Annotated in this window: 15 protein-coding genes, 2 tRNA genes and 3 pseudogenes; 10 read left to right on the top strand and 10 right to left on the bottom strand. The window is 64.2% G+C overall.

Going from position 1 to position 23,269, the window contains the following annotated elements; translation table 11 throughout:
• Positions 1-51 precede the first annotated feature (51 nt).
• Both ACSVHC_RS07945 and ACSVHC_RS07940 read left to right on the top strand, forming a co-directional pair.
• The gene (locus ACSVHC_RS07945) at positions 52-780 is read left to right on the top strand and encodes a FadR/GntR family transcriptional regulator (protein ID WP_437772397.1); all 729 of its coding nucleotides are present in this window, start codon (positions 52-54) and stop codon (positions 778-780) included.
• A gap of 617 nt (positions 781-1,397) precedes the next feature.
• Positions 1,398-2,183: pseudogene (locus ACSVHC_RS07940) on the top strand (IS256 family transposase); the annotation flags it as partial.
• A gap of 81 nt (positions 2,184-2,264) precedes the next feature.
• Here the strand turns inward: ACSVHC_RS07940 and ACSVHC_RS07935 are convergent.
• From ACSVHC_RS07935 to ACSVHC_RS07925, 3 genes are read right to left on the bottom strand one after another with little or no spacing between them, the layout of a single operon-like run.
• On the bottom strand, positions 2,265-3,254 hold the full coding sequence (locus ACSVHC_RS07935; RefSeq protein WP_439180392.1) for a tyrosine-type recombinase/integrase: 990 nt from the start codon (positions 3,252-3,254) through the stop codon (positions 2,265-2,267).
• Positions 3,251-4,192, bottom strand: a complete 942-nt coding sequence (locus ACSVHC_RS07930) for a tyrosine-type recombinase/integrase (RefSeq protein ID WP_439180391.1) — start codon at positions 4,190-4,192, stop codon at positions 3,251-3,253. Before ACSVHC_RS07930 ends, ACSVHC_RS07935 begins: the two co-directional genes overlap by 4 nt.
• Positions 4,189-5,409, bottom strand: a complete 1,221-nt coding sequence (locus ACSVHC_RS07925; RefSeq protein ID WP_439180390.1) for a tyrosine-type recombinase/integrase — start codon at positions 5,407-5,409, stop codon at positions 4,189-4,191. Before ACSVHC_RS07925 ends, ACSVHC_RS07930 begins: the two co-directional genes overlap by 4 nt.
• A 159-nt stretch (positions 5,410-5,568) precedes the next feature.
• Here ACSVHC_RS07925 and ACSVHC_RS07920 point away from each other — a divergent pair.
• Both ACSVHC_RS07920 and ACSVHC_RS07915 read left to right on the top strand, forming a co-directional pair.
• Positions 5,569-6,096, top strand: a pseudogene (locus ACSVHC_RS07920) (transposase); the annotation flags it as partial.
• Positions 6,097-6,133: 37 nt separating this feature from the next.
• Positions 6,134-7,278, top strand: a pseudogene (locus ACSVHC_RS07915) (IS481 family transposase); the annotation flags it as partial.
• Positions 7,279-7,302: 24 nt separating this feature from the next.
• Here the strand turns inward: ACSVHC_RS07915 and ACSVHC_RS07910 are convergent.
• Positions 7,303-7,376 (bottom strand) — tRNA-Arg (locus tag ACSVHC_RS07910).
• A 283-nt stretch (positions 7,377-7,659) separates the two neighbouring features.
• On the opposite strand from ACSVHC_RS07910, the gene ACSVHC_RS07905 reads away from it, so the two are divergent.
• The 3 genes from ACSVHC_RS07905 (at position 7,660) to ACSVHC_RS07895 (ending at position 12,898) form a co-directional block, all read left to right on the top strand.
• The gene (locus ACSVHC_RS07905; protein WP_437772398.1) at positions 7,660-9,486 is read left to right on the top strand and encodes a phosphoenolpyruvate carboxykinase (GTP); all 1,827 of its coding nucleotides are present in this window, start codon (positions 7,660-7,662) and stop codon (positions 9,484-9,486) included.
• Positions 9,487-9,645: 159 nt separating this feature from the next.
• Positions 9,646-12,291 carry a PEP/pyruvate-binding domain-containing protein gene (locus ACSVHC_RS07900; protein ID WP_437772399.1) on the top strand — a complete coding sequence of 882 codons (2,646 nt, stop codon included), beginning with the start codon at positions 9,646-9,648 and terminating at the stop codon, positions 12,289-12,291.
• A 1-nt stretch (position 12,292) separates the two neighbouring features.
• Positions 12,293-12,898, top strand: a complete 606-nt coding sequence (locus ACSVHC_RS07895) for a TetR/AcrR family transcriptional regulator (RefSeq protein WP_437772400.1) — start codon at positions 12,293-12,295, stop codon at positions 12,896-12,898.
• A 48-nt stretch (positions 12,899-12,946) separates the two neighbouring features.
• On the opposite strand, the gene ACSVHC_RS07890 is transcribed toward ACSVHC_RS07895, so the two are convergent.
• The 4 genes from ACSVHC_RS07890 to ACSVHC_RS07875 form a co-directional block, all read right to left on the bottom strand.
• Entirely contained in the window at positions 12,947-14,107 is a 1,161-nt protein-coding gene (locus tag ACSVHC_RS07890; protein ID WP_437772401.1) for a globin domain-containing protein, read from the bottom strand.
• Positions 14,108-14,261: 154 nt separating this feature from the next.
• Complete coding sequence (locus tag ACSVHC_RS07885) at positions 14,262-14,711, bottom strand: RrF2 family transcriptional regulator (RefSeq protein WP_437772402.1); 450 nt, start codon at positions 14,709-14,711, stop codon at positions 14,262-14,264.
• A gap of 24 nt (positions 14,712-14,735) precedes the next feature.
• Positions 14,736-15,188 carry a hypothetical protein gene (locus ACSVHC_RS07880; protein ID WP_437772403.1) on the bottom strand — a complete coding sequence of 151 codons (453 nt, stop codon included), beginning with the start codon at positions 15,186-15,188 and terminating at the stop codon, positions 14,736-14,738.
• Positions 15,189-15,215: 27 nt separating this feature from the next.
• On the bottom strand, positions 15,216-16,634 hold the full coding sequence (locus ACSVHC_RS07875) for a phosphomannomutase/phosphoglucomutase (RefSeq protein ID WP_437772404.1): 1,419 nt from the start codon (positions 16,632-16,634) through the stop codon (positions 15,216-15,218).
• Positions 16,635-16,758: 124 nt separating this feature from the next.
• Here ACSVHC_RS07875 and ACSVHC_RS07870 point away from each other — a divergent pair, with 124 nt between their 5' ends.
• Complete coding sequence (locus ACSVHC_RS07870; RefSeq protein WP_439180783.1) at positions 16,759-18,930, top strand: RecQ family ATP-dependent DNA helicase; 2,172 nt, start codon at positions 16,759-16,761, stop codon at positions 18,928-18,930.
• Complete coding sequence (locus ACSVHC_RS07865; RefSeq protein WP_437772406.1) at positions 18,927-20,366, top strand: MFS transporter; 1,440 nt, start codon at positions 18,927-18,929, stop codon at positions 20,364-20,366. Before ACSVHC_RS07870 ends, ACSVHC_RS07865 begins: the two co-directional genes overlap by 4 nt.
• An 87-nt stretch (positions 20,367-20,453) precedes the next feature.
• Here the strand turns inward: ACSVHC_RS07865 and ACSVHC_RS07860 are convergent, their stop codons facing one another.
• Complete coding sequence (locus tag ACSVHC_RS07860; RefSeq protein ID WP_437772407.1) at positions 20,454-21,536, bottom strand: metallophosphoesterase family protein; 1,083 nt, start codon at positions 21,534-21,536, stop codon at positions 20,454-20,456.
• 288 nt (positions 21,537-21,824) lie between these two features.
• Between ACSVHC_RS07860 and ACSVHC_RS07855 the strand changes: the two genes are divergently transcribed.
• Entirely contained in the window at positions 21,825-23,033 is a 1,209-nt protein-coding gene (locus ACSVHC_RS07855; protein WP_439180782.1) for an IS481 family transposase, read from the top strand.
• A 25-nt stretch (positions 23,034-23,058) separates the two neighbouring features.
• Here the strand turns inward: ACSVHC_RS07855 and ACSVHC_RS07850 are convergent.
• A tRNA-Ser gene (locus ACSVHC_RS07850) sits at positions 23,059-23,146 on the bottom strand.
• Between the last annotated feature and the right edge of the window lie 123 nt (positions 23,147-23,269).

The following is a 23,269-nucleotide window of genomic DNA, read 5'->3' as shown; positions in this document are numbered from 1 at the left end:
CCCGGTCCTGAAAGGGTCCGGCCGAGGATGAGTACTTTTGCAAGGAGAGCCATGACCACTTCCGGTGTCGTTCCGCAGGCGCGGTTCAGCGCACAGGCCCGGCTCAGGGCCCTCCAGTCGGACATTATGGAGTTGATCCTCGAGCGCGAGCTCGAGGCGGGCGATCCTTTGCCCACGGAAAATGAACTCTCCGTGGCTCTGGGGGTAGGGCGCAACACCCTGCGCGAATCCCTGAAAGTGCTGCAGGCCCTGGGGGTCATCGAGATCCGCCACGGCTTTGGCATGTTCGTCGCCCCCAGCAACTTCGAGGCGCTCGCCGACGGCCTGACGTTCCGGGGCCGCTTGTCGCTGCGCCACCAAGGGCTCGAGGCCCTGCAACTCGTGGACGTGCGCCAGGCCCTCGAATCGGGACTGATCGGCTCTTCCATGGACGTGATGACCGCCGAACAGCTCGCCCTGATCGAAGAAGCCGTCAAGCAGATGGAGGAGCTCGCGCACGCTGGCGAGAACTTCGTAGCCGCCGACGCCGAGTTCCACCGCCGGCTGTTCGAGCCGCTCAACAACGAGCTCCTCATCAACCTCATGGGCGTTTTCTGGAAGGTCTACCGGAAGATCCATGTGGAGATCGGCTCCGCCAACGAAGATCTTGTAGCAACCGCGGCCATGCACCGAAGCATCTACACCGCCGTCGCTACCGGGGACAAGACCGCGGCTGCCGAACTCCTCAACCGTCATTTCGACGGAATCCGCCGTCGAATCAGCGAGGCCGTCGCAGTCTAAGGCCTGGCACCCAAGCTCAAGGGCCGCCGTCGTACTTTTTCATGAAGTACGACGGCGGCCCTTGGCTTTTGTGCGGTCGGGTGACGGCGCCCTGTGCCTTCCTGACCTTGTTTGGTTTGGGAAAGCACTTGCGACACCGCCGGTCTCGTCATTTGGTGGCCGTGGCGCGCCAAAGAGGGTCAGGAAGGCGCGGGCAACGCGGAGCACAGGGGAGGGCGCTGCGGCAAACCAAACCCGGGCCCGGAATTTAACGAAAAAAGACCCGCACCGGGCCCGGTGCGGGTCTTCATTTGTGCGCCCAGAGGTGTGTAGTTTCACGACATAGTTCACACATGAGTCGGGTCATCGTTCCCGGTTGACGCTTCACCGGTGAGTCGGGACATCGTTCACGCCCCGGGCGCGGCGAGCATGTTTCATGTCGAAGCAGAAAGTGATCGTCCTTGCAGTCCGTGACCAGGGCCTGAGCGTCGCGGATGCGGCCCGCCGCTAGAGGGTGTCAGATTGTTTGTGTGGGAGGGCTGTAGTCGCTAGGTGATTGGAGAATCATTGTGGCCATGACTGAACCCCGTGAAGTGACTCCGGAGGAATTGGCTGTGCGGGCCGCGGCTGCCGGCAGCATGGATGCGTTCAAGGCATCTGGTGCCTTTGATGAGCTGATGGCGCAGATTGATTTCGGTCAGCTGGAGCTCGATGGCAAGGATGGCTTCATCCAGCAGCTGATCAAAGCCTCCCTGGAACGCGGGCTGCAGGCCGAGTTGTCGGGACACCTGGGATATGACAAGGGTGACCCGGTCGGGCGTTTCCTTCCGAACTCGCGCAACGGGTCCTATCCCAAAACCCTGGGTACCTCGGCCGGTGACGTGGATCTGGCCATCCCACGGGACCGTGATGGCTCGTTCACTCCGCGCTTGGTTCCCAAGGGTTCCCGCCGCACCGGAGGCCTGGATGACATGATCGTGAGTCTGTACGCCGGCGGCATGACGATCCGGGACATCGCCCACCATCTGGAATCGACCTTGGGCACCGAACTCTCACGAGAGACCATCTCCAAGATCACCGATGAGGTCCTCGAAGAGGTGCTGGAATGGCAGAAGCGTCCGCTGGACCCGCTGTACCCGATTCTCTATCTGGATGCAATCATCATCAAGGTCCGGGACGGCCATCAGGTCCAGAACCGCGCCGCGCACATCGCCGTCGGCGTGGACATGGACGGCATCAAGCACGTCCTGGGCATCCGGGTCGAGGCCGCCGAGGGAGCGAAGTTCTGGGCCGGGGTCTGCGCTGAACTGGCCAACCGCGGCGTCAGGGACGTCCTCATCGTTTGCTGCGACGGGCTCACCGGCTTCCCCGAAGCCGTCGCGGCAACGTGGCCAGAAGCCACCGTGCAAACCTGCGTCGTGCATTATGCCGACCTTCGGATTATGCCGATGTGGTCGCGGGATCCTTTGCGGGACAGGGGTCTGACGCTGGCGAGGTCGGCATAATCAGAGCCCTTCGAGCCAGGCGATGAGGCTGTCGGGCGGCTGGTATCGGCCGGCCCGGCCGGTGGGTGGTTTGGTTCTGGCCAGGGCCTTCTCCTTGAGTTCGAGGTCTGCGTGTAGGTAGATCTGCGTGGTGTCGACGCTCTCGTGACCGAGCCATAGCGCGATCACGCTGGTGTCGACGCCGGCGTGCAGGAGCCGCATGGCACAGGTGTGCCGGAGCACGTGTGCTGTGATCGTTTTGCCCTGCAGTGATGGGCAGGCGGCGGCCGCTGTGCTGGCGTAGTGGGCGATTCGGTGCTCGATTGCATCGTGGCTGAGCTTCGCGCCGCGGAGGGTCGTGAACAGGGGGTTGTTGGGGTCGCCGTGCTGTTCGTTGATCCAGCCGCGGAGGACGGTGATGGTGCCGCTGGTCAGCGGGGTGATCCGGTCTTTGCGCCCTTTGCCGTGGCAAGCGACGTGCGCGCCGGTGCCAAGGTGCACGTCAGCGCGGGTGAGCCCGGTGATTTCGGAGATCCGTAGCCCGGTCTGAACGGCGAGCAGCAGCAGCGCGTGGTCGCGTCTGCCGGTCCGGGTGGTTCGGTCGCAGGCGGCGAGAAGCGCATTGATCTCGGCCTCTTTCAGGTAGGTGATCAGGGCCCGGTCGAAGCGTTTTGGCGGGATTGCCAGCACCCGGGCGATGCTGGCGGCGTGCTCGGGGTGGGCCATTGCGGCGAACCGGAACAAGGAGTGGATCGCGGCCAGGCGGGCGTTGCGGGTGCGGATGCTGTTGCCCCGGTCGTGTTCGAGGTGATCGAGGAAGCCGGCGATCAACGGTGCGTCGAGATCGGATAGATCCAGTGCTGACGGCGTGAGCCTTGTCTGTGCCGAGGCGTATCCGAGCAGCAGCCGCAGGCTGTCGCGGTAGGCGGCAACTGTGTGTGCGCTGGCGTTCCGCTGCCGGATAAGGCGGTCGGTGAAGAACGCTTCCAAGGTCGGGGCGAGGGCGCTCATGACCGGCCTGCTGACTGGTCGGCGAGGTATGCGTCGAGGCGTTGCCCGGCGAAGGCCATGAGCTCGGGCGATGCGGATAGATACCAGTAGGTGCTGGCCGGATGGACGTGGCCCATCCAGGTGGACAGCAGCGTCAGGCGGGTCTGCCCGTCCTGGCCTGCTGCATAGGCGTCGAGCATCGACCGCACGGCGAAGGAATGCCGAAGGTCGTGGATGCGGGGCCGGCATGACCCGGATCGCGGTCGCAGACCGGCGAGACGGGACAACTGCTTGAACGTGTGGTGGACATTGCAGTAGATCAGTCTGGTTCCCGCCGTGGATACGAGCAGAGCCGACGTCCCGGTCGACGGGGCAAGCCGATCACGCAGCTGCTGGTAGCCGCGCAGCTCGTCTGCTGTCGTTGGGTGCAGCACCAGCGCTCTGGTCTTACCGAACTTCCCAAACCGCACCAGGAGCCGCCGTTGCGTGAGGTCCAGGTCATCTTGGTTCAATGCGATCGCCTCGCCGACGCGGATGCCGGTCACGGCAAGCAAACCGATCAGCGTCGAGAACGTGGCCCGCCGCAATGGGGTGCGTAGCGTGGCCGTCGCGGCGATCAGCCCTGCGATCTCGGCGTCGGAATACAAGTACGGGCTCGCGCGGTGCGGCCGCTGCGGCAGCATGTCCGGGGCTGGGACCTGATGCACCGGATCGAGGGTGCGCAGGTAGGTGGCGAAGCCACGAACCACCGACAACCGATAGGCGTGCCAGTTAGAGTCTGCGTTGGCAGGCAGCCGCGACCAGTCCAGCGCCGCCTCGGTCGTGACGACATCCGCGCCGGCCTGCTCGAGATGATCGAGGAACTGGCGGAGCAGCTTCTCCGGCCGGGCCAACCGGTAACCCAGCGCACGGCGCAGCCCCAGGTAGTCAGCCAATTGCTCATTCAGAAGCCGGCTCATGACAGACCACTGGCCGGGTCGACGGGCCAGGGCCGGACCAGCACGGCCAGAGCCGCGTGGTCGACCTTGGCATAGATCGCCGTGGACATCGCTGACCGGTGCCGAAGGACCTGCCCGACTTCGGTCAGCGGGGCGCCGCTGCGCAGCATCGCGGTGGCAGCGGTATGGCGCAGCCGGTGGGCGTGCATTCTGGGGAGCCCTGCGCGTTGCGCGCCGTCGAACACGATCATGGTCACGCCTCCGGTGGTCAATGGCCGGTGCGGGGCGTGAACACGAACGAAGACGTTGCGTCCCTCGGCGTCGGCAGGTCTGCCCCGGCGAAGGTAAGCCGCGATCGCCGCGCCGATCTCATCGGGCAGTGGCAATCGTTCGGACCGGTTGCCTTTCCCCACTATCACCACCTCACCGCGGCGCCAATCGATATCGTCCAACCCGAGAGCTGCGACCTCGCCAGCGCGCAGGCCCATCCGCGCCAGCAGCAGCATCACTGCGAAATCGCGCCGACCGACCGTGGTGCGCCGATCGCAGCCGGACAGCAAACGCCGCAGTTCGTCAGGCTCGAGTCCTTTCGGCAAGGCTGACAGCCGCCAACCCGCCACCGACGGCACCGCTGTGGCCAGCGACATGGGCACCTGGCCGGTGACATGCAACCAGCCCAGCAGCGACCGCAACGAGCACACGATCAACTTCGCCGACCCGACAGCCCGTCCGGGACAAGCAGTCCGCACGAACCCGGTGACGTCAGCTGCGGTCAGGCCGGCAAGGTCGAGCACCTCACCGCGCAGGCGACCCGCGACGAAAGGCCGCACGCAGTCGACGTAGCCGCGAACCGTGCCCTCGGTAAGACCCCGCTCACGGAGCAGCCAGCCGCGGAAGTCGGCCAACAACTCCTCCACCGGCCCCAACGGAACCTCACGCGGGACAGGCAGCACTCCAAGCGGAACCAGGTAGTCCAGCAGCGGCTGCAACGCCTTGACCGACCGATATTCTCGATAGCCAGCTCCACGTCTCTCGGCCAGGTAACGGTCAAGCACCACCCCATTCAGATCGCCTAGACCGACGCCCGCACCCTGCATCCAACGGTCCAGATGCGCGACGAAACAGACCTGCTGCTCGGCCGAGGCCCGCGAATACCCTTGTCGAAGCAATTGCCCGGCGAACCCTTCGACGTGCGGCTCCAAGGGTCCCCGCACGAACGACCGCAATACCTTGACCATGACGTTCTCCTCTCCACGACGGAAAGGCAAGCATGGATCAGCGCACTGGATTATGCCGACCTTGCCAGGGTCGGGCCCTTGTCCCGCAAAGGATCCCGCGACCACATCGGCATAATCCGAAGGTCGGCATAATGCACGTTATGCCGACGTCGGCATAACGTGCATCTGATCCGGGCCTCGATGCGCTTCATCGGCTACCAGGACCGCAAAAAGGTCGCCGCCGCGTTGCGCCCGGTTTACACCGCCCCGACGGCCGACGCCGCCCAAGACGCCTTGGACGAGTTCGAGGCCTCCGATCTGGGACGGAAATACCCGGCAACGGTCCGAACCTGGCGCAACAGCTGGGAGAAATTCACACCGTTCCTGGCGTTCCCGCCACCACTCAGACGCATCATCTATACGACCAACGCGATCGAGTCGCTGAACTACCAACTGCGCAAGATCATCAAGAACCGCGGGCACTTCCCCAACGACCAGGCAGCGGTAAAGCTACTCTGGCTCGCCATCTGCAACATCGAGGACAAACGCGCCAGCGAACGGGCCAAGATGGACAGCAAGACCCGCGACAACCGCTCCAAAACCGTCCACAAGCTCATCGAAGGCACCTTCACCCCAGGATGGAACGAAGCCCTGGGGATCCTTATCCTGAACTACCCCGACCGGCTTAGGCCCTACCTGAACAACTAAGACAACGGTCCTCCTACACAAACAACTTGACAGGCTCCGCCGCTATGGAGTCAGCCGCCGCTGGGTCCATGAACTCCTCAGGCGCGAAGCCGAAGGGGGCATCGACGCCGTCGAGCCCCGGTCCAAACGCCCGCTGAGCAACCCGCGCCGAACCACCGACGCTGTCACCGGCCGGGTCCAGGCCCTGCGGCGGGAACTGGACGCTGCCGGCCTGGACGCCGGGCCCGTGACGATCGCCTGGCACCTTGGACGTGAAGGACTACACGCGCCGTCGACCTCCACGATCCGCCGGATCCTGCACACCGCGGGCCTGATCGCCCCGGAGCCGAAGAAACGCCCGAAGTCCTCCCTGCACCGCTTCGAGGCGCCCCAGCCCAACGAAACCTGGCAGTCCGACTTCACCCACTGGGCCCTGGCCGACGGGACCGATACCGAGATTTTGAACTTCCTCGATGACCACTCCCGCTACCTGCTCGCCTGCGCCGCGTTCACGCCCGTCACCGTCACTGCGGTGGTGTCCACCTTCCTGGCCGCCGCCGCGGAACACGGGTTGCCGGCCTCGACCCTGACCGATAACGGCATGGTCTACACCACCCGCCTGGCCGGCGGAAAAGGGGGGGGCGCAACGCCTTCGAACACCAGCTCCACGCCCTGGGCATCACCCAGAAAAACGGCTCACCCAGCCACCCGCAGACCCAGGGAAAGATCGAACGCTTCCATCAGACCCTGAAGAAATGGCTCACCGGCCAGCCCCGCGCCCACACCCTGGCGGACCTGAACGAACAACTGGACAAGTTCCGCCACATCTACAACCACGAACGCCCCCACCGGGCCCTGAACCGCAGAACACCGCACGAGGCCTACACCGCGACCCCCAAAGCAGCACCGTCCGGAGCGAAACAAGGAGACCACTGGCGCCGCCGCATCGACCGCGTCGACCGGTTCGGGAAACTCACCCTCCGCCACGCCGGACGGCTCCGCCACATCGGCATCGGGCGGGCCTACGCCGGCAAACACGTCCTGATGCTCATCCACGACACGGACGTCACGATCAGCGACACGGCCACCGGAGAGATCATCCGCGAACTCACCATCGACCCCGCCCGCGGCTACCAACCCAGACAAAGAAAAACACCCCGGTCCGAAGACCGGGGTGTTACCGATGACCCGACTCATCCATGAAGGATGTCTCGACTCATCACATTGTGCGCCCAGAGGGATTCGAACCCCCGGCCTTCTGTTCCGTAGACAGACGCTCTATCCAGCTGAGCTATGGGCGCATCTTGGTGATTCTCGGGAGTTTCAAACTCGTTCCCCCCTCGAACCTCAATAAACTTTACGCGAGATCCCTGTTGGTGCCAAATCGATGCGGTGTAATCTGCCTAACTAGACCGGTCTATGTGACCTTAGTCACTAAATTTGGCGTATCCGTGACGCGGATCCTTGATTTTTAGGGGTTTTGCTCCGAAATGGTCAAGAGATCCCACGTCCGAACCCAGATTGGTCTACTCCGCGACCCCTAGCATTTAGGACACACCACTGAACCCGAGGAAGGGAACCACGATGGGCGATCTGGCGCGACTGCCGTTGCTTGAGAAGGCACCTACTACGCATGCACGCCTGTTGGCCTGGGTGGAGGAAGTAGCCGAGCTGACACAGCCGGACCGCATCCACTGGGTTGACGGCAGTGAAGCTGAAAACAAGAAGCTGACCGACGAACTTGTCGCGGCCGGCACCCTGAAGAGACTGAACCAAGAACTCTTCCCCAATTCATTTGCTGCATTCTCTGATCCCGCGGACGTAGCCCGTGTCGAAGAGCAGACCTTCATCTGCTCCGAGAAGGAGCACGACGCAGGCTTCACCAACAACTGGATGGCTCCGTCCGAGATGAAGCTGAAGCTGCGCGGGCTGTTCGCCGGCTCCATGCGCGGCCGCACCATGTACGTCATTCCGTTCGTCATGGGCCACCTGGATGCCGAAGATCCGAAGTTCGGCGTCGAGATCACCGACTCGGCCTACGTTGTTGCCTCGATGCGCATCATGGCGCGCATCGGCACCGACGTCCTTGAGCGCATCACGCAGACCGACGCTTTCTTCGTCCCCGCGCTGCACTCCCTGGGCGCTCCGTTGGAAGCCGGCCAGGCCGACGTCGCATGGCCTTGCAACCCCGACAAGTGGATCGTGCACTTCCCGGAAGAGCGCTCCATTTGGTCCTTCGGATCCGGCTACGGCGGCAACGCCCTCCTCGGCAAGAAGTGCTACGCCCTGCGCATCGCATCCGTCATGGCCCGCGACGAAGGCTGGCTGGCCGAGCACATGCTCATCCTGAAGCTGACTTCGCCTGAGCAGAAGACCTACTACATTTCTGCGGCGTTCCCCTCCGCTTGCGGCAAGACCAACCTTGCGCTGCTCGACCCCACCATCAAGGGCTGGAAGGTCGAGACCCTCGGGGACGACATCACCTGGATGCGCTTCGGCAAGGAGGGCGAGCTCCGCGCCGTCAACCCCGAGGCCGGCCTGTTCGGCGTCGCTCCCGGCACCGGTTGGGGCACCAACCCCAACGCCATGCGTGCCATCGCCAAGGGCAACAGCATCTTCACCAACGTCGCGATGACCGACGACGGCGGCGTGTGGTGGGAGGGCATGACGGAGAAAACTCCGGCGCACCTGACTGACTGGCAGGGCAACTCCTGGACCCCCGACTCCGACAAGCCGGCGGCACACCCGAACTCCCGCTTCTGCACCCCGATCGACCAGATCGACATGCTCGCCGAGGAATACTTCAGCCCCGACGGCGTTGAGCTCTCCGCGATCCTCTTCGGCGGCCGCCGCAAGACCACTATCCCGCTGGTCACCGAGGCCCGAGACTGGTCCAACGGCATTTTCATGGGTTCCACGCTGTCCTCCGAGACCACCGCTGCTGCGGCCGGTGCCGTTGGCGTTGTGCGTCGTGATCCCATGGCCATGCTGCCGTTCATCGGCTACGACGCAGGCGACTACCTGAACCACTGGGTCAACCTGTCTGCCAAGGCGAACCTGGAGCGACTGCCCAAGATCTTCCTGGTCAACTGGTTCCGCCGCACTGCCGAGGGTGGCTTCGCCTGGCCCGGCTTCGGTGACAACGCCCGCGTCCTCAAGTGGGCCATCGAGCGCCTTGAAGGCAAGGCCGACGCCGTCGAGACTCCCATCGGCTTCGTGCCGACCGGCGAGTCCATCGATCTCGAAGGCCTGGACATGACCCCCGCCGAGGTGGAAGCCGCAGTGCGCGTCGACGCCTCCGAGTGGAAGACCGAACTGGCATCGATCGAAGAATGGTACGCAAAGTTCGGCGGTTCCCTGCCGGCTGCGCTCCTCTCTGAGCTCGACGGACTGAAGGCCCGCCTGGCCTAGACCACCTGCAGGCTTACGACGACGGTCCCGCACCTCGGTGCTGGACCGTCGTCGTCGTTTCCCCCATCTTGGAGCAGCCGAATCGGGAGCATTGTGCCGCGATTGGCGCGAGCGTAGCTTTTAGAGAACCAACAGTTCTCTATTTCGGGGGTCCGGGCCATGGACGATTCCCAGCCGCACACAGAAGAGTCCACTCTGCCTTCAGAACCGCGTGACGGGCCCAAAACGGCCCAGCAGGCTACCGCCCCCTTGGCCGATTTCGGCGTCGGGGATGTCGCCATTGCCGGTGGAAAAGGTGCCGCGCTGGGGGAATTGGTGCGTCAAGGGTTTCCAGTGCCGCCGGGATTTATTATCACCACGGGCGCGTACTCCTCCTTTCTGGCGGAAACGAACGTGGGTGCCGCACTGAGCGGTTTCCTGTCCGTCGGGCCTGATGAAGCTCCCGACGGCGGTGCGCCCGACGGCGGCGACGGTACCGGCGGTGACGGCGATGCGGCCCTCCGGGCACTTTTCGCCGCGGCGGAAATGCCCGGCCGGTTGCGGCAGGAGATCCTCGATGCCTATGCGAAGCTGGGCGGCGGGGCGGTCGCGGTCCGGTCGAGCGCCACGGCGGAGGATCTTCCGGGAGCCGCGTTCGCCGGTCAGCAGGACACCTATCTCAACGTGCTGGGCGGGGACGGTGTTGTCCAGGCCGTCGCCAATTGCTGGGCATCGTTGTGGACGGACCGGGCCATGGCTTATCGCCGACGGCAGGGAATTGATCCGCACGAGGTGGCCATCGCCGTCGTCGTGCAAAAAATGGTGCCGGCCGCCATGGCGGGTGTCCTGTTTACCGCGAACCCGGTCACGGGTGAGCGCGGTGAGATGGTGGTGGACGCGAACCCCGGGCTGGGCGAGGCCGTGGTCTCCGGGCGGGTGACCCCGGAGCACTATGTCCTGGACGCCTCGGGGAAAGTGCTGGGTTTCACGCCGGGTGGCCGCGAGGTAGTGATCAGCGCGGCTGAGGGCAGCGGCACGCGAGAAAGCTCCGGTATGCAAAGCACGAAACCAGGGCTCGCCGCGAAGGAATTGGCGGAGTTGGCCATGCAGGGAAACAAAGCCCAGCAGCATTTCGGCCGGCCTCAGGACATCGAGTGGGCGGCCGCCGGCGGAACGCTGTACGTACTGCAGTCACGGCCGATGACCGCTCTCCCGCCCCAACCGCCCGTCCTCAACGCGGTCCAACGTCGGGTGGGGCCGTTCTTCATCGAGATGTTCCAGGAGCGGCCCTATCCTTTGGACGTATCCGGCTGGATGAGTCGGGGGATCCTTGCGATGCTGCACGGCATGGCCGGGAGCGTGGGCGTGGTGTTCCCAACAGTGGAGGAGTTGTTGCCGGAGGAAGACGGGGTAGTGGTGCAGCTCATCCCGCCTGTGCCGCGCGCGACCATCCGAACGCTTGCCGCGCCGGTGTCCTTGCTGCGCCGGTCGAGGCGATTCAAAGCCGGCGCATGGACCCAGGATCCTCGTTTCTCCCTGTTTATCAACAACATTGAAAGGCTGAACGGCAAGGACCTCGGCCCGCTGCGGTGGCGTGCGGTGGTTGCATTTGCCGGGGAATGCTTCGCGGCGATGCAGGGCATTACGGACTTGAGGGTCTCCTACCTGCCCGGCATTCCGGTGCCGGTGCTGAAAATGCGTTTCATGCTTCTGCTCTTGGGCAAGATCAAGCTTGCGCCTGCGCTGATCGCGGGGGCGGAATCCCGCACGAGCCAGGCGAACCGGGCCCTTGAACGGCTCGCTTCCATCGCGGCGGACGATCCCGGGCTGTCCCGCGCGTTACGTGATGCAGGACCCCGTGAGCTCCTGGAGTTGCTGGAAAATGAGCCCGAACATCGCGCTTTCCTCGAGGCCTTCAAGGCGTTCCAGCTCGAGTACGGCCACCGCGAAACCACAAGCGTTGTCCTCAGCAGTTCGCCCACGTGGTCTGATGCCCCCGAGGTGGTTCTTGGTCTCGTGAAGGCCTTGTCTGGAGAGCGGCCCCAAACAGTCGACCAGGGCGGGATTGCGCTTGCGGAATTGAAACGTCATCCGGCTCTCCGCTTCGAACCGCTGCGGCGCAGGGTGCTCGCCGCCGTCGAGTCCGCCCAAGCCGGAATGGCTTTCCGCGAGGACAGCCACTTCTACGCCACCAAAGCCATCCCGCCTATCCGCCGGGCCTACCGGGAGCTCGGCCGCCGACTGGTGATGGCCGGCGTCATCGATGAGTCCGAGGAGATCTATCACCTGCGGTTCGAGGAACTGGAGTCCATCACAGACAACGACGACGGCGCGCTGCCGGCTTCACTCCGTGACCGTTTCCGGCCGCTGGTACTGGCTCGCGAGGCAAAGCGGCGCGAACTCGAAGGCATCCCGCTGCTCGATCCGGCTTTGCTCTTCGGCGGAGGCCGTCAGAGCCGTCAGAGCCGCCGAGGGCGCAAGGTGGAAGGGGTCCTCCTCTCCGGCACGGCAGCGAGCCGCGGCCAAGCGACCGGGCCGGTCCGGGTGATCCGTAGACCGGCCGAGTTCGGACGGCTGCGCAGCGGAGAGGTCCTCGTGTGCCCGTACACCAATCCGGCCTGGACACCGTTGTTCCAACGGGCCGCCGCGGTTGTGGTGGACGCCGGCGGGCTCGGCTCGCATGCGGCGATCGTTGCGAGGGAATACGGAATTCCGGCAGTTATGGGCACCGGTTCGGGCACGAGCGCCTTGACTGACGGGCAGCAAGTGCTCGTGGACGGAACCCTGGGGGTAGTCCTGCCGGCCGCTTCGGCGGAGAGACCTTGAGATGCCGGGGAACCGGGACCACCGGAAGCTCCCGCGCCGGCGCGGGGCGGCCCTGAACAGTGCGATTTTCGAGGCGGTCCTGGCAGAGATCGCCGAATCCGGCTACGCGGCGTTGACCATGGACAGTGTGGCCGAGCGCGCAAGGGCGAGTAAAGCTTCGCTCTATAGGCGGTGGCCCGGACGCGCGGCCCTGGTGCTTGAGGCAGCCTACGATGCCATGCCCGGCACGGCGTCCGCGCCGGACACCGGCAGCCTGCGCGAAGACGCCTTGGCGATCCTGCGGCTCGTCGCCCAACAACTCGAAGGGGCCGTGGGGCAAGCAATGCGCGGGCTCTTGGGGGAGGCGCTGCAGAATCCGGCTGTGGCTGCTGAGGTCCAGGAGTACGCCCGCGGCAACGTAGCCAAGACCATGCGAGCCATCATTGAGCAGGCCGCGGCCCGCGGCGAATGCGATCCCAGCGTGGTCACGGAGACAAGGATCGAGGCCGGCCCCGCCTTGCTGCGGCAGCGGTTCATCTTCTCTGGAGTGCCGATCGATGACGACTATTTGGTGCACGTGGTGGACGAGGTAATGCTGCCGTTGTTGCTGGTTGGGCCGCCCAACTGACTCGCAGTAGGTGTCGTTTTGGGGCCCCTAAACGACGCCTACTGCTAGTTAGTTGGCGAGCCAGATGTCCGGTCCGAAGACTTCGTAGTGAATCCTTGTGGCGGGGATTCCGGCGTTGATGGCTTCGTTGCGGATGTGCTTCATGAACGGCAGCGGTCCGCAGAGGTACAGCGAGGCATCGGCTGGGAGGTCCAGTTCGCGCAGTGACATGAAGCCCGCTTTGGACCCGGCCTGCGGTTCCTCCAGCCAGAGCTGGAGTTCCGCACCATCCAAGCGCTCGACGTCGTCCGTCATCTGGCCGCGCAACGCCCAACTGTCCAGATTGCTCTCCGCGTGCAGGACCAGCACTTGGCGGTCGGAGCCGGAATCGGCGAGCGAGCGCAGGATGGAAGCCGTGGGCGTGCAGCCGATGCCCGCCGAGGCGAGGACCACGGGACCGTTGCCCTCCTTGAGCGTGATCTCGCCATAGGGGTTGGAGATCTCCAGGACATCACCCACCCGAACGGTGTTGTGCAGCACGGGCGAGACCTCGCCGCCGTCGTCGATTTTTGTCGTGAAGCTGCGGCTGGTGCCGGCGTTGCCGGAAAGCGAGTACTGGCGGACCTGGCGCACGCCGTCGGGGAGTGTGACCTTGACGCTGATGTACTGGCCCGGCAGAGCTTCAGTAATCGGCGTGTCGTCGGCTGGCTCCAGGGTGAAGGTCGTCGACCCGGTGCCGGCAGGAGTCTTCGACGCGACCTTCCAGGGGCTCCACATCTTGCCATTGGCCTGCGCTGCGTAGAGTCCCTTTTCGAGCTTGATCAGCGCATCCGCCATGAGCCAATAGACCTCTGTCCAGGCTTCGGCGATTTCAGGGGTGATGACTTCGGCCAGGTCTTCCGCGATGGCGGCGAAGAGGTGCTCGTAGACCACTTGGTACTGTGGCTCGGTGATCCCCAGGGAAGCGTGGCGGTGTGCAATGCGGGACAGAACTGTCTCCGGCAGGGTTCCGGGGTTGCTCACCAGATGGCTTGCAAAGGCGGCGATGCTTCCAGCGAGGGCCTGCTGCTGGTTGCCGGAGCGCTGGTTCGAACGGCTGAACAGCCCATCGAGCAGTTCGGGGTGCGCAGCGAAGAGTCGGGAGTAGAACTTGGGGGTGATGTCACCAATCCGGGCGCCGACGAGCGGCAAAGTGGCCTCGATGACGGGGAAGGACTTGTCCGAGAGCATAGGTACTCCTGTCGTAGTGGCCCGTGGGACGCATACGGACCGGGATCAATACTTGTATTTGGAATGCAAGTATCTATAACTAATTTCTACACGTCGTAGAAGTATTTGCCTAATCGACCGCCCGAAGATGACAGAGGCCCGCCATAAGCCGGGTCTACAGTCCGGGGCGTAACCCGATCGTCTGGAATGCCGGCACCATCTGCCGAAGGCGCGGCAGCGAGGACACGACGACGTCGTCCAGCTCGCGGTAGAAGGCTTCCCTCGCGCGGGCCAGGGCATGCCGCAGGCCGCATTCAGTAATCAGCGGGCAGTCGCCATGTACGGATTGGCACTCGGCGGGGTCGGCCCTGTTATTCAGTTCACGCAGGATGTGGCCAACAGTGGCCTGCTGTCCGGCGGCGCTGAGCCGTGATCCGCCGTTTCGGCCGCGCTCGACGTCGATGAGGCCGAGCTCCCTCAGCCGGACGATGGCCTTGCTGACGTGGTGGTAAGGAGTCCCTACGGCGTCTGCGATGTTCTGGGTCGTCAGGAGTTCTCCTGCGGGCGCGGACGAGAGAACCAGGAGCGCACGCAGGCTCACATCCGCGAAGGCATTGATCTTCATGCCCTCAAGCTTACGGAGTAAGGTCTAGTCCACCCATACGAGGGGTTCATTGGTGTCGACTTCTGCGTTGTCAAAGCTGAAGCCTTCGGCGGTCTGGACATACGGGACAACGGCTGCGAGGAGACCGCCGCTGCGATGCTCAGCCGCGGCGTGGATCCCGTCCGAGCCGTGTTCCGGAAGGATGACGTCGTTGGCAATCGCCACCGCGCGGTATTCGTCACGGCCTTGGCGCAGTAATTCGAGGATGTCTGCCAGCATCGACTCTGTGTCGACGTTTCCCTCGTCGTCCGGCTCTCCGGGCGTTACGAAGACGATCCGGAGTTCGTTATCCTCCGCGAGTGTGACGGCGAAGGGCAGGAACCCACCGTTTTGTTCCAGGTGTTCCTGCGCTGTTGCCAAGGCGGCCCCAAGGGTTTCACGCACTTCGCGGAGTTCGTTTTCCTGTGTGCTTTCGAGGCCGTTGATCTGGGAATCCATGCTGCTGTCCGCCTTCGGGGCTGCCGGCTAGGACCGGACCAGTGCGAGGACGCGGTCCCGTACCTTTTCCATGGTTGCAACATCCTTCGCCTCGGCGTTCAGGCGCAGGAAAGGCTCCGTGTTGGACGGACGAAGATTGAACCACCAGCTGCCGTCCTTCGCCGTGAAGGTGCTGCCGTCCATGTAGTCCACGTCGACGTCTTCGCCAGCAAAATCGGCACGGACCCGCTCGATGGCTCCTGCCTTGTCCTCGATTTCGGAATTGATTTCGCCGGAAGAGACATATGGCTCGTACTGACGGCCAAGATCGGACAGTGGGCCGTCCTGCTCGCCCAATGCCGCCAAGACGTGCATGGCCGCGAGCATGCCGGTGTCCGCGTTCCAAAAATCGCGGAAGTAGAAGTGCGCCGAGTGTTCGCCGCCGAAGACGGCTCCTTCTTCGGCCATGACTGCCTTGATGAACGAGTGCCCCACACGGGTGCGCACGGCCCTGCCACCATCCGTCGCCACGAGCTCCGGGACTGCCCGCGAGGTCAGAAGGTTGTGGATGATTACGGGGGTCTTTTCCCCCGCCGCCTGTGCTCGGGCGATTTCCCGGCGCGCAACCATTCCGGTGATGGCAGACGGGGATACTGGTTCGCCCTTCTCGTCAATCACGAAGCAACGGTCGGCGTCACCGTCGAACGCCAGGCCGATATCCGCACCGTGCTCGATCACTGCGGCTTGCAGATCGCGCAGGTTTTCGGGCTCAAGCGGATTGGCGGGGTGATTAGGGAACGAGCCGTCCAGCTCAAAGTACAGGGGGACGATCTCGAACGGCAGGGCAGGAAGCAACTGGTCACCAAGCACCGCGGGAGTGGTCAGCCCGGCCATGCCGTTTCCGGCGTCAACGACGATCTTCAGCGGACGGGAGCCCTTGAGGTCAACCAGGCTGCGCAAGTACTCGGAATAGTCCTTCAGGACATCGCGGGTGCCGATGTTGCCTTGGACATCCGCAGCCGGAATGCTTCCGCTGTTGAGGTACTTCTCCGCCAGCGCCTGGATTTCCTTGAGGCCTGTTTCGGAGGAGATCGGCTGGGCGCCGGCCTTGGACATCTTGATGCCGTTGTACTCGGCGGGATTGTGGCTCGCGGTAAAAGTGGCGCCGGCCGCATTCAGGGCACCGCAAGCGTAGTAGAGCTCGTCGGTGGAGATGAGGTCCAGGAGCTGGACATCGGCGCCGCGGCGAGCGGCGCCGTCGGCGAATGCCTTGATGAATTCGGGAGACGACGGACGCATGTCGCCGCCAACCAGCACAGTTTCCCCGGCGAGGCCGAGGGTGTCGACGAAGGCCGCGCCGACGGATTCCACGATGTGGGAGGTGATGGATTCGCCGACGATCCCCCGAACGTCATAGGCCTTGAAGGAAGCCGAGAGGTCAAATGTATTGTTCTGCTCGCTAGTCACGCGCTCAATCTTACTGTGGAGCGAGGTCGTCGCTGTGCGGGAACGTCATCTATGTGGAAAACGTTTGTCCACATAGATGACGTCCCGGGTTCTGGCTGTCTGCGGGTGCTGGAATACTGAAGCCATGCCCAACAACCCGGATTCCGCCCTACTCGCAGCTGATCAGTCCACCACCCGGCTGCAGGCCCTTGAAGTATTGAAGGAGCTTGTGGGAAATGCGGACGCCCGTTTTCACGACGGCCAGTATGAGGCGATTGAGGCCCTCGTCGACGCCGGACGGCGCGCATTGGTGGTGCAGCGGACAGGCTGGGGCAAGTCGGCTGTGTACTTCGTCTCGTCGTTGTTGTTGAGGCGCCGGGGCGCAGGGCCCACCCTCATCGTTTCGCCGCTGCTCGCACTGATGCGGGACCAGGTGGCGGCAGCCGCACGTGCCGGGGTGCGGGCCTTAGCTATCAACTCCGCCAATCAGCTTGAGTGGGACAATGTCCGCGAACAACTGGCCGCGGACGAAGTGGATGTCCTTCTGGTTTCGCCGGAGCGGCTCACGAATCCTTCCTTCCGGGAAAACCAGCTTCCCGAGCTCATCCGCCGTACCGGTCTCCTGGTGATTGACGAGGCACACTGTATTTCGGACTGGGGGCACGATTTCCGTCCCGACTATCGGCGCATCTCCGATCTCATCGAGCAATTGCCTGGCAGCGTTCCCGTCTTGGCCACCACGGCCACGGCCAACTCCCGGGTGGTCCATGACATCGAAGAACAGCTCGGCGCTGGAGTGCTGACCATCCGAGGTGAGCTTGGCCGGGAGTCCTTGCGGCTGGGTGTCTTGAAGCTCGCCGACTCGCGGGATCGCCTTGGCTGGTTGCTGACCCATCTTGCAGACATGCCAGGCAGCGGAATCATCTACACCCTGACCGTTTCTGCCGCTGAAGACACCGCCCGGCTGCTCTCCGAGGCAGGCCACCACGTCCTGTCCTACACCGGGCGGACGGACCCCGCGGATCGTGAACGGGCCGAGCAACTCCTCAAGGACAACCAAGTGAAGGCGTTGGTTGCCACATCGGCGCTCGGCATGGGCTTCGATAAGCCGGATCTCGGGTTCGTCATCCACCTTGGTGCCCCGTCATCGCCCGTTGCTTACTACCAGCAAGTCGGACGCGCCGGCCGTGGCGCTGCAAATGCCGATGTGCTCCTCCTGCCTGGATCCGAGGACCGCGAGATCTGGCAGTACTTTGCGACTGCTTCAATGCCCTCGGAGGAAAAGGCCGCAGCCGTCCTCGACGTCTTGGCCGAATCCAGCTCTGCCTTGTCCACGGTGGCCCTCGAAGCACGGGTGGACCTGCGCCGGACGCCTTTGGAACTCCTGCTGAAGGTGCTCGCCGTGGATGGAGCGGTGGAGCGCGTGGGCGGTGGGTGGAGGTCCACTGGAAGTCCGTGGATCTACGACGCCGAGCGCTACGCCCGGATCGCCGAGGCCCGGGTGGACGAGCAGGATTCCATGGTGATTTACCAAGAGACCGCCGGATGCCGCATGGAATACATCACCGCGGTCCTGGACGACGAGTCCGCGCGTGCATGCGGCCGCTGCGACAATTGCGCCGGCAGGTGGTTCCCGGCGGACGTGGCAGCTGCCGCCGCCGACGCCGCCGGGCAGACGCTTCGGCGCGCGGGTCTTGCGCTGGAACCACGGCTTCAATGGCCCAGTGGCATGGATCGGCTCGGCGTCACGGTGAAAGGCAAGATCAAGCCGGAGGAGTTGCTGGCCGAAGGGCGCGTCCTGGCCCGCCTGACCGATCTCGGCTGGGGTGGTGCCCTCCGTGAGCTCTTTGCCGCCGGCGCAGCTGACCGCGAGGTTGAACCGGCCATGTTGCAGGCTTGCGTACAGGTCTTGCGCGAATGGTCCGCCGGAGACGGCCGGTCCACGGGGTGGAGTGGCCAAGGCCGTCCGGCAGCCGTCGTGAGCATCCCCTCCAGGAACAAGCCGGCGCTGGTCGAATCCTTGGCCCGCGGCATAGCCGGCATCGGCCAGATGCCGTACCTGGGTTCCCTCCAACTCCAGCACGGCGGACCCACGGGCGGGCGCGGTGGCAACAGCGCCTATCGGCTGGCCGGTGTCTGGGAGCGCCTCGTGGTGGGTCCGGAACTTGGACAGAACCTTGCGTCGCTGGGCGGTCAAGGCATTCTCTTGGTCGACGACCTCGCGGACAGCCGCTGGACCATGACCGTTGCCGGCCGCGCCCTCAGGCAAGCGGGGGCAGGATCGGTGTTGCCTCTCGTCCTCGGTCAAGCAGCGTGACCGGCGCGGTCCCGGACGTCCAGTCCGGATCCAAGTGGCAGCCGCGGCTCGCTTTGCTGGTTGCCGCCACCTTCTTCATGGAGTTCCTGGACGGAACTGTCCTTACTACGGCCATGCCGAGCATCGCGGCCGACTTCAAAGTGGTCTCGGCCGATGTCAACGTCACGATGACTGCCTACCTGGTGACTGTGGCCATGGGAATTCCGCTCAGCAGCTGGCTCGCAGAACGCTTTGGGGCACGCCGGATCTTCTGCCTGGCGATCGCAGTGTTCACCGTGGCGTCGCTGTTGTGCGCGGCCAGCCAGGACCTCACCCTGCTGACCTTGAGCCGGGTGGCACAGGGGGCCGGCGGGGCCATGATGGTGCCGGTCGGGACTCTCGTAGTGCTGCGGGGCACGCCCAAGTCGGAGCTCCTCCGAGCCACCGCGTTCCTGGTGTGGCCCGGGTTGCTGGCCCCCGTCTTGGCGCCGCTTGTGGGCGGAGCGTTCACTACCTATCTTTCCTGGCACTGGATCTTCCTGATCAACGTACCGCTGGGGCTTGCTGCGTTCATCGCAGCCCTGAGGTTGGTTCCGCGTACGGGAGGCGATGCTGGCCGGCGGCTCGACTGGCGGGGGCTCACGCTCACCACCTTCGGCGTAGGATCGCTTGTTGTAGGCCTTGAAGGGGTTGGCGGCCACGGCGCGGGCGTGGTCCCGGCAGCTGTGCTGTTGGCCGGAGCACTGGCTTTGGCCGGAGCGGCCTGGTGGATGCTCAAAGCCAAGACTCCGCTCTTCGATCTCCGGGTTTTCGCCACTCGCACGTTCCGGGCCACCTCCACCGGAGGGTTCGTCTATCGCCTGACTATCAGCTCGGTGCCCTTTCTGTTGCCGCTGTTGTTCCAGGACGGCTTTGGCTGGGATCCGCTCAAATCCGGTGCCATGGTGGCTGCGGTTTTCATCGGCAACATCGGCATCAAGCCTGCCACGACGCCCATCATTCGGCGGTTCGGCTTCAAGCCCGTGTTGGTCTTCGCCTCTTTCGCTTCAGCAGTCACCTTTGCCGCTTGTGCAGCGCTCAACGCAGGGACCCCGGAGCCGTTGATTTTTGCCTTGCTCCTGGCCAGCGGAGCCTTCCGCTCGATCGGATTCTCGGCGTACGCCTCGGTGCAGTATGCGGATATCGTCCCGGGGGAGCTTCCCTCGGCCAACGCAGTATCAGCCACGTTGGTGCAACTGGCCGCGGGCGCCGGCATTGCAGTGGGTGCACTCTTCCTGCGCCTCTTCGACCATGTGTCGCTCTTCGGCGACGGCCCTTCCTCGGCGTACCGTGGCGCCTTCCTCGCCATGGCTGCCGTGATGCTGTTGAGCACAATAGACAGCCTGATGCTGCACCGCCACGCCGGCGCTGAAGTCAGCCGCAGTGCTGTGAGTAAACCCGAGAAACGGCGGGGCTGAGGCCTTCGAGGACGTTAGTCGCCGGAACTTCCATACGGGAGATCCCGGCGACTCTCGGCCGTCCGCCGTCTTGCTTGGATCGTTTAGCTAGGACGCCGGGTGCGTGAACGGGATCCGGTCGAACGACATGACGCTCGTTGCTTCACCCGGGTTGACCGTGACCTTCAGCCAGTCCTTGGCATTGTTGGATCCATCCACGGTGATTCGGGTCAGGTTCTTCGCTGCTGTGGCCTGGCCGTAGAAAGACAGCCATGTGGAACCGGCAGCGAGGGGGTGGTCTTGGTTGTAAACGTGACTGTCGCCATTGATCAGGTAGACCGGGCCGCCGAACGAGTTCGATTCCTCGATCAAGGTCTGCACCAGGGGCTTGAAAGCACCAAAATCCGCCTGGGAAGGGGCCGCGACTGTCGGGTCGAACATGTCCGCCTGAGTCATCACGACGACGGCCCGGTCACCGGTGTTCCGCGCCTTCCGGAAGGTATCCCTCAACTCCTGGATATCAGCCTCGGTCCTCTGCTGTACCTCGTTAAGTTGGGCGGCGGTGGGCTGGGTCTGGCCGAGTCCCGTCCAAGGCAGCATTGAATTGTTGCTGCCCGGAATGTTGACGGCAGTGAAGGCGACCTCATGCTTGCGGAAGCTGACGTTCTCCGGGAAGCCTTCCTTTGCCTGTGACTTCACCTGCATCGGCGAACCAAGCGTGACACCTGGCTGCGGGAAGAAGACTTCCCGCACCTTGGCCAACCTCTCCAGGGGGTTGTATGCACCGTTGTTCGTTCGGTGGCAGTCAGTCCATTCGTTGTCACCCGGGGTGTAGACGAGAGGGGCAGTAAAGCTGTCGAAGTTCGTCTTGATGGCCTGGAAGTACTGGTCCGTGCACTGGGACGATCCGTTCTTGATATCGCCCACGTGTGCTACAAAACTCAGTTCCTTGTGCGCGTTCAGGTCCTGAATGTAGGAGGGGAAGGCTTGGATTTCAGCGTTACCGTAGGGCACGTCGCCGATGACGCCGAAGCTGAAGCCCTCGGTATTGCCTTGGTGTCCGTTGCCGTTGGAGCCGTCTTGTCCCGCGTTGTTACCGGGGCTGGCCGCCAGTGCCGGCGGCGTGAGCAACGTGGTCGACAGCAGGACGGCCCCAACCGTTGCGATCGCGAACTTCGTCATTGAACGCATGAATCTCTCCTCGTCGTTGGTCTCCGTTACCCGGACGAGGTTATTGGCGCGAGCTGAATTCAAAGAGTCGGAGACATGAACCTTCCCCGCCGCCGCCGTTGAAGACCCAGGCCGCTGAGGGCCCGAGGAACGCAAAAGGCCCCGGTCAGGGACCGGGGCCAAAACGCGGAGACGGGGGTGTGTAGTTTCACGACATAGTTCACACATGAGTCGGGTCATCGTTCCCGGTTGACGCTTCACCGGTGAGTCGGGACATCGTTCACGCCCCGGGCGCGGCGAGCATGTTTCATGTCGAAGCAGAAAGTGATCGTCCTTGCAGTCCGTGACCAGGGCCTGAGCGTCGCGGATGCGGCCCGCCGCTATGGAGTCAGCCGCCGCTGGGTCCATGAACTCCTCAGGCGCGAAGCCGAAGGGGGCATCGACGCCGTCGAGCCCCGGTCCAAACGCCCGCTGAGCAACCCGCGCCGAACCACCGACGCTGTCACCGGCCGGGTCCAGGCCCTGCGGCGGGAACTGGACGCTGCCGGCCTGGACGCCGGGCCCGTGACGATCGCCTGGCACCTTGGACGTGAAGGACTACACGCGCCGTCGATCTCCACGATCCGCCGGATCCTGCACACCGCGGGCCTGATCGCCCCGGAGCCGAAGAAACGCCCGAAGTCCTCCCTGCACCGCTTCGAGGCGCACCAGCCCAACGAAACCTGGCAGTCCGACTTCACCCACTGGGCCCTGGCCGACGGGACCGATACCGAGATTTTGAACTTCCTCGATGACCACTCCTGCTACCTGCTCGCCTGCGCCGCGTTCACGCCCGTCACCGTCACTGCGGTGGTGTCCACCTTCCTGGCCGCCGCCGCGGAACACGGGTTGCCGGCCTGGACCCTGACCGATAACGGCATGGTCTACACCACCCGCCTGGCCGGCGGAAAAGGGGGGCGCAACGCCTTCGAACACCAGCTCCACGCCCTGGGCATCACCCAGAAAAACGGCTCACCCAGCCACCCGCAGACCCAGGGAAAGATCGAACGCTTCCATCAGACCCTGAAGAAATGGCTCACCGGCCAGCCCCGCGCCCACACCCTGGCGGACCTGTACGAACAACTGGACAAGTTCCGCCACATCTACAACCACGAACGCCCCCACCGGGCCCTGAACCGCAGAACACCGCACGAGGCCTACACCGCGACCCCCAAAGCAGCACCGTCCGGAGCGAAACAAGGAGACCACTGGCGCCGCCGCATCGACCGCGTCGACCGGTTCGGGAAACTCACCCTCCGCCACGCCGGACGGCTCCGCCACATCGGCATCGGGCGGGCCTACGCCGGCAAACACGTCCTGATGCTCATCCACGACATGGACGTCACGATCAGCGACACGGCCACCGGAGAGATCATCCGCGAACTCACCATCGACCCCGCCCGCGGCTACCAACCCAGACAAAGAAAAACACCCCGGTCCGAAGACCGGGGTGTTACCGATGACCCGACTCATCCATGAAGGATGTCTCGACTCATCACAAACGCGGAGACGGGGGGATTTGAACCCCCGGTGGAGTTGTGCCCCACACTTCATTAGCAGTGAAGCCCATTCGGCCGCTCTGGCACGTCTCCAGTTGCTATTGCTAGCCAACCAAGGATACGCAGAACTGGGCACCGAGCGCAAAACGGCCGCGCGGGCCGCCGTCGGGCGCCGTACCGCCGCTTGTCGGACTCGGCGCGGGCCGCCGTCGGGCG

It is taken from the genome of Arthrobacter sp. KNU-44, assembly GCF_051843155.1.
Classification (GTDB): Bacteria; Actinomycetota; Actinomycetes; order Actinomycetales; family Micrococcaceae; genus Arthrobacter.
Note: the sequence above shows the minus strand (reverse complement) of the source record. Positions and strands in the feature narration are given on the sequence as shown.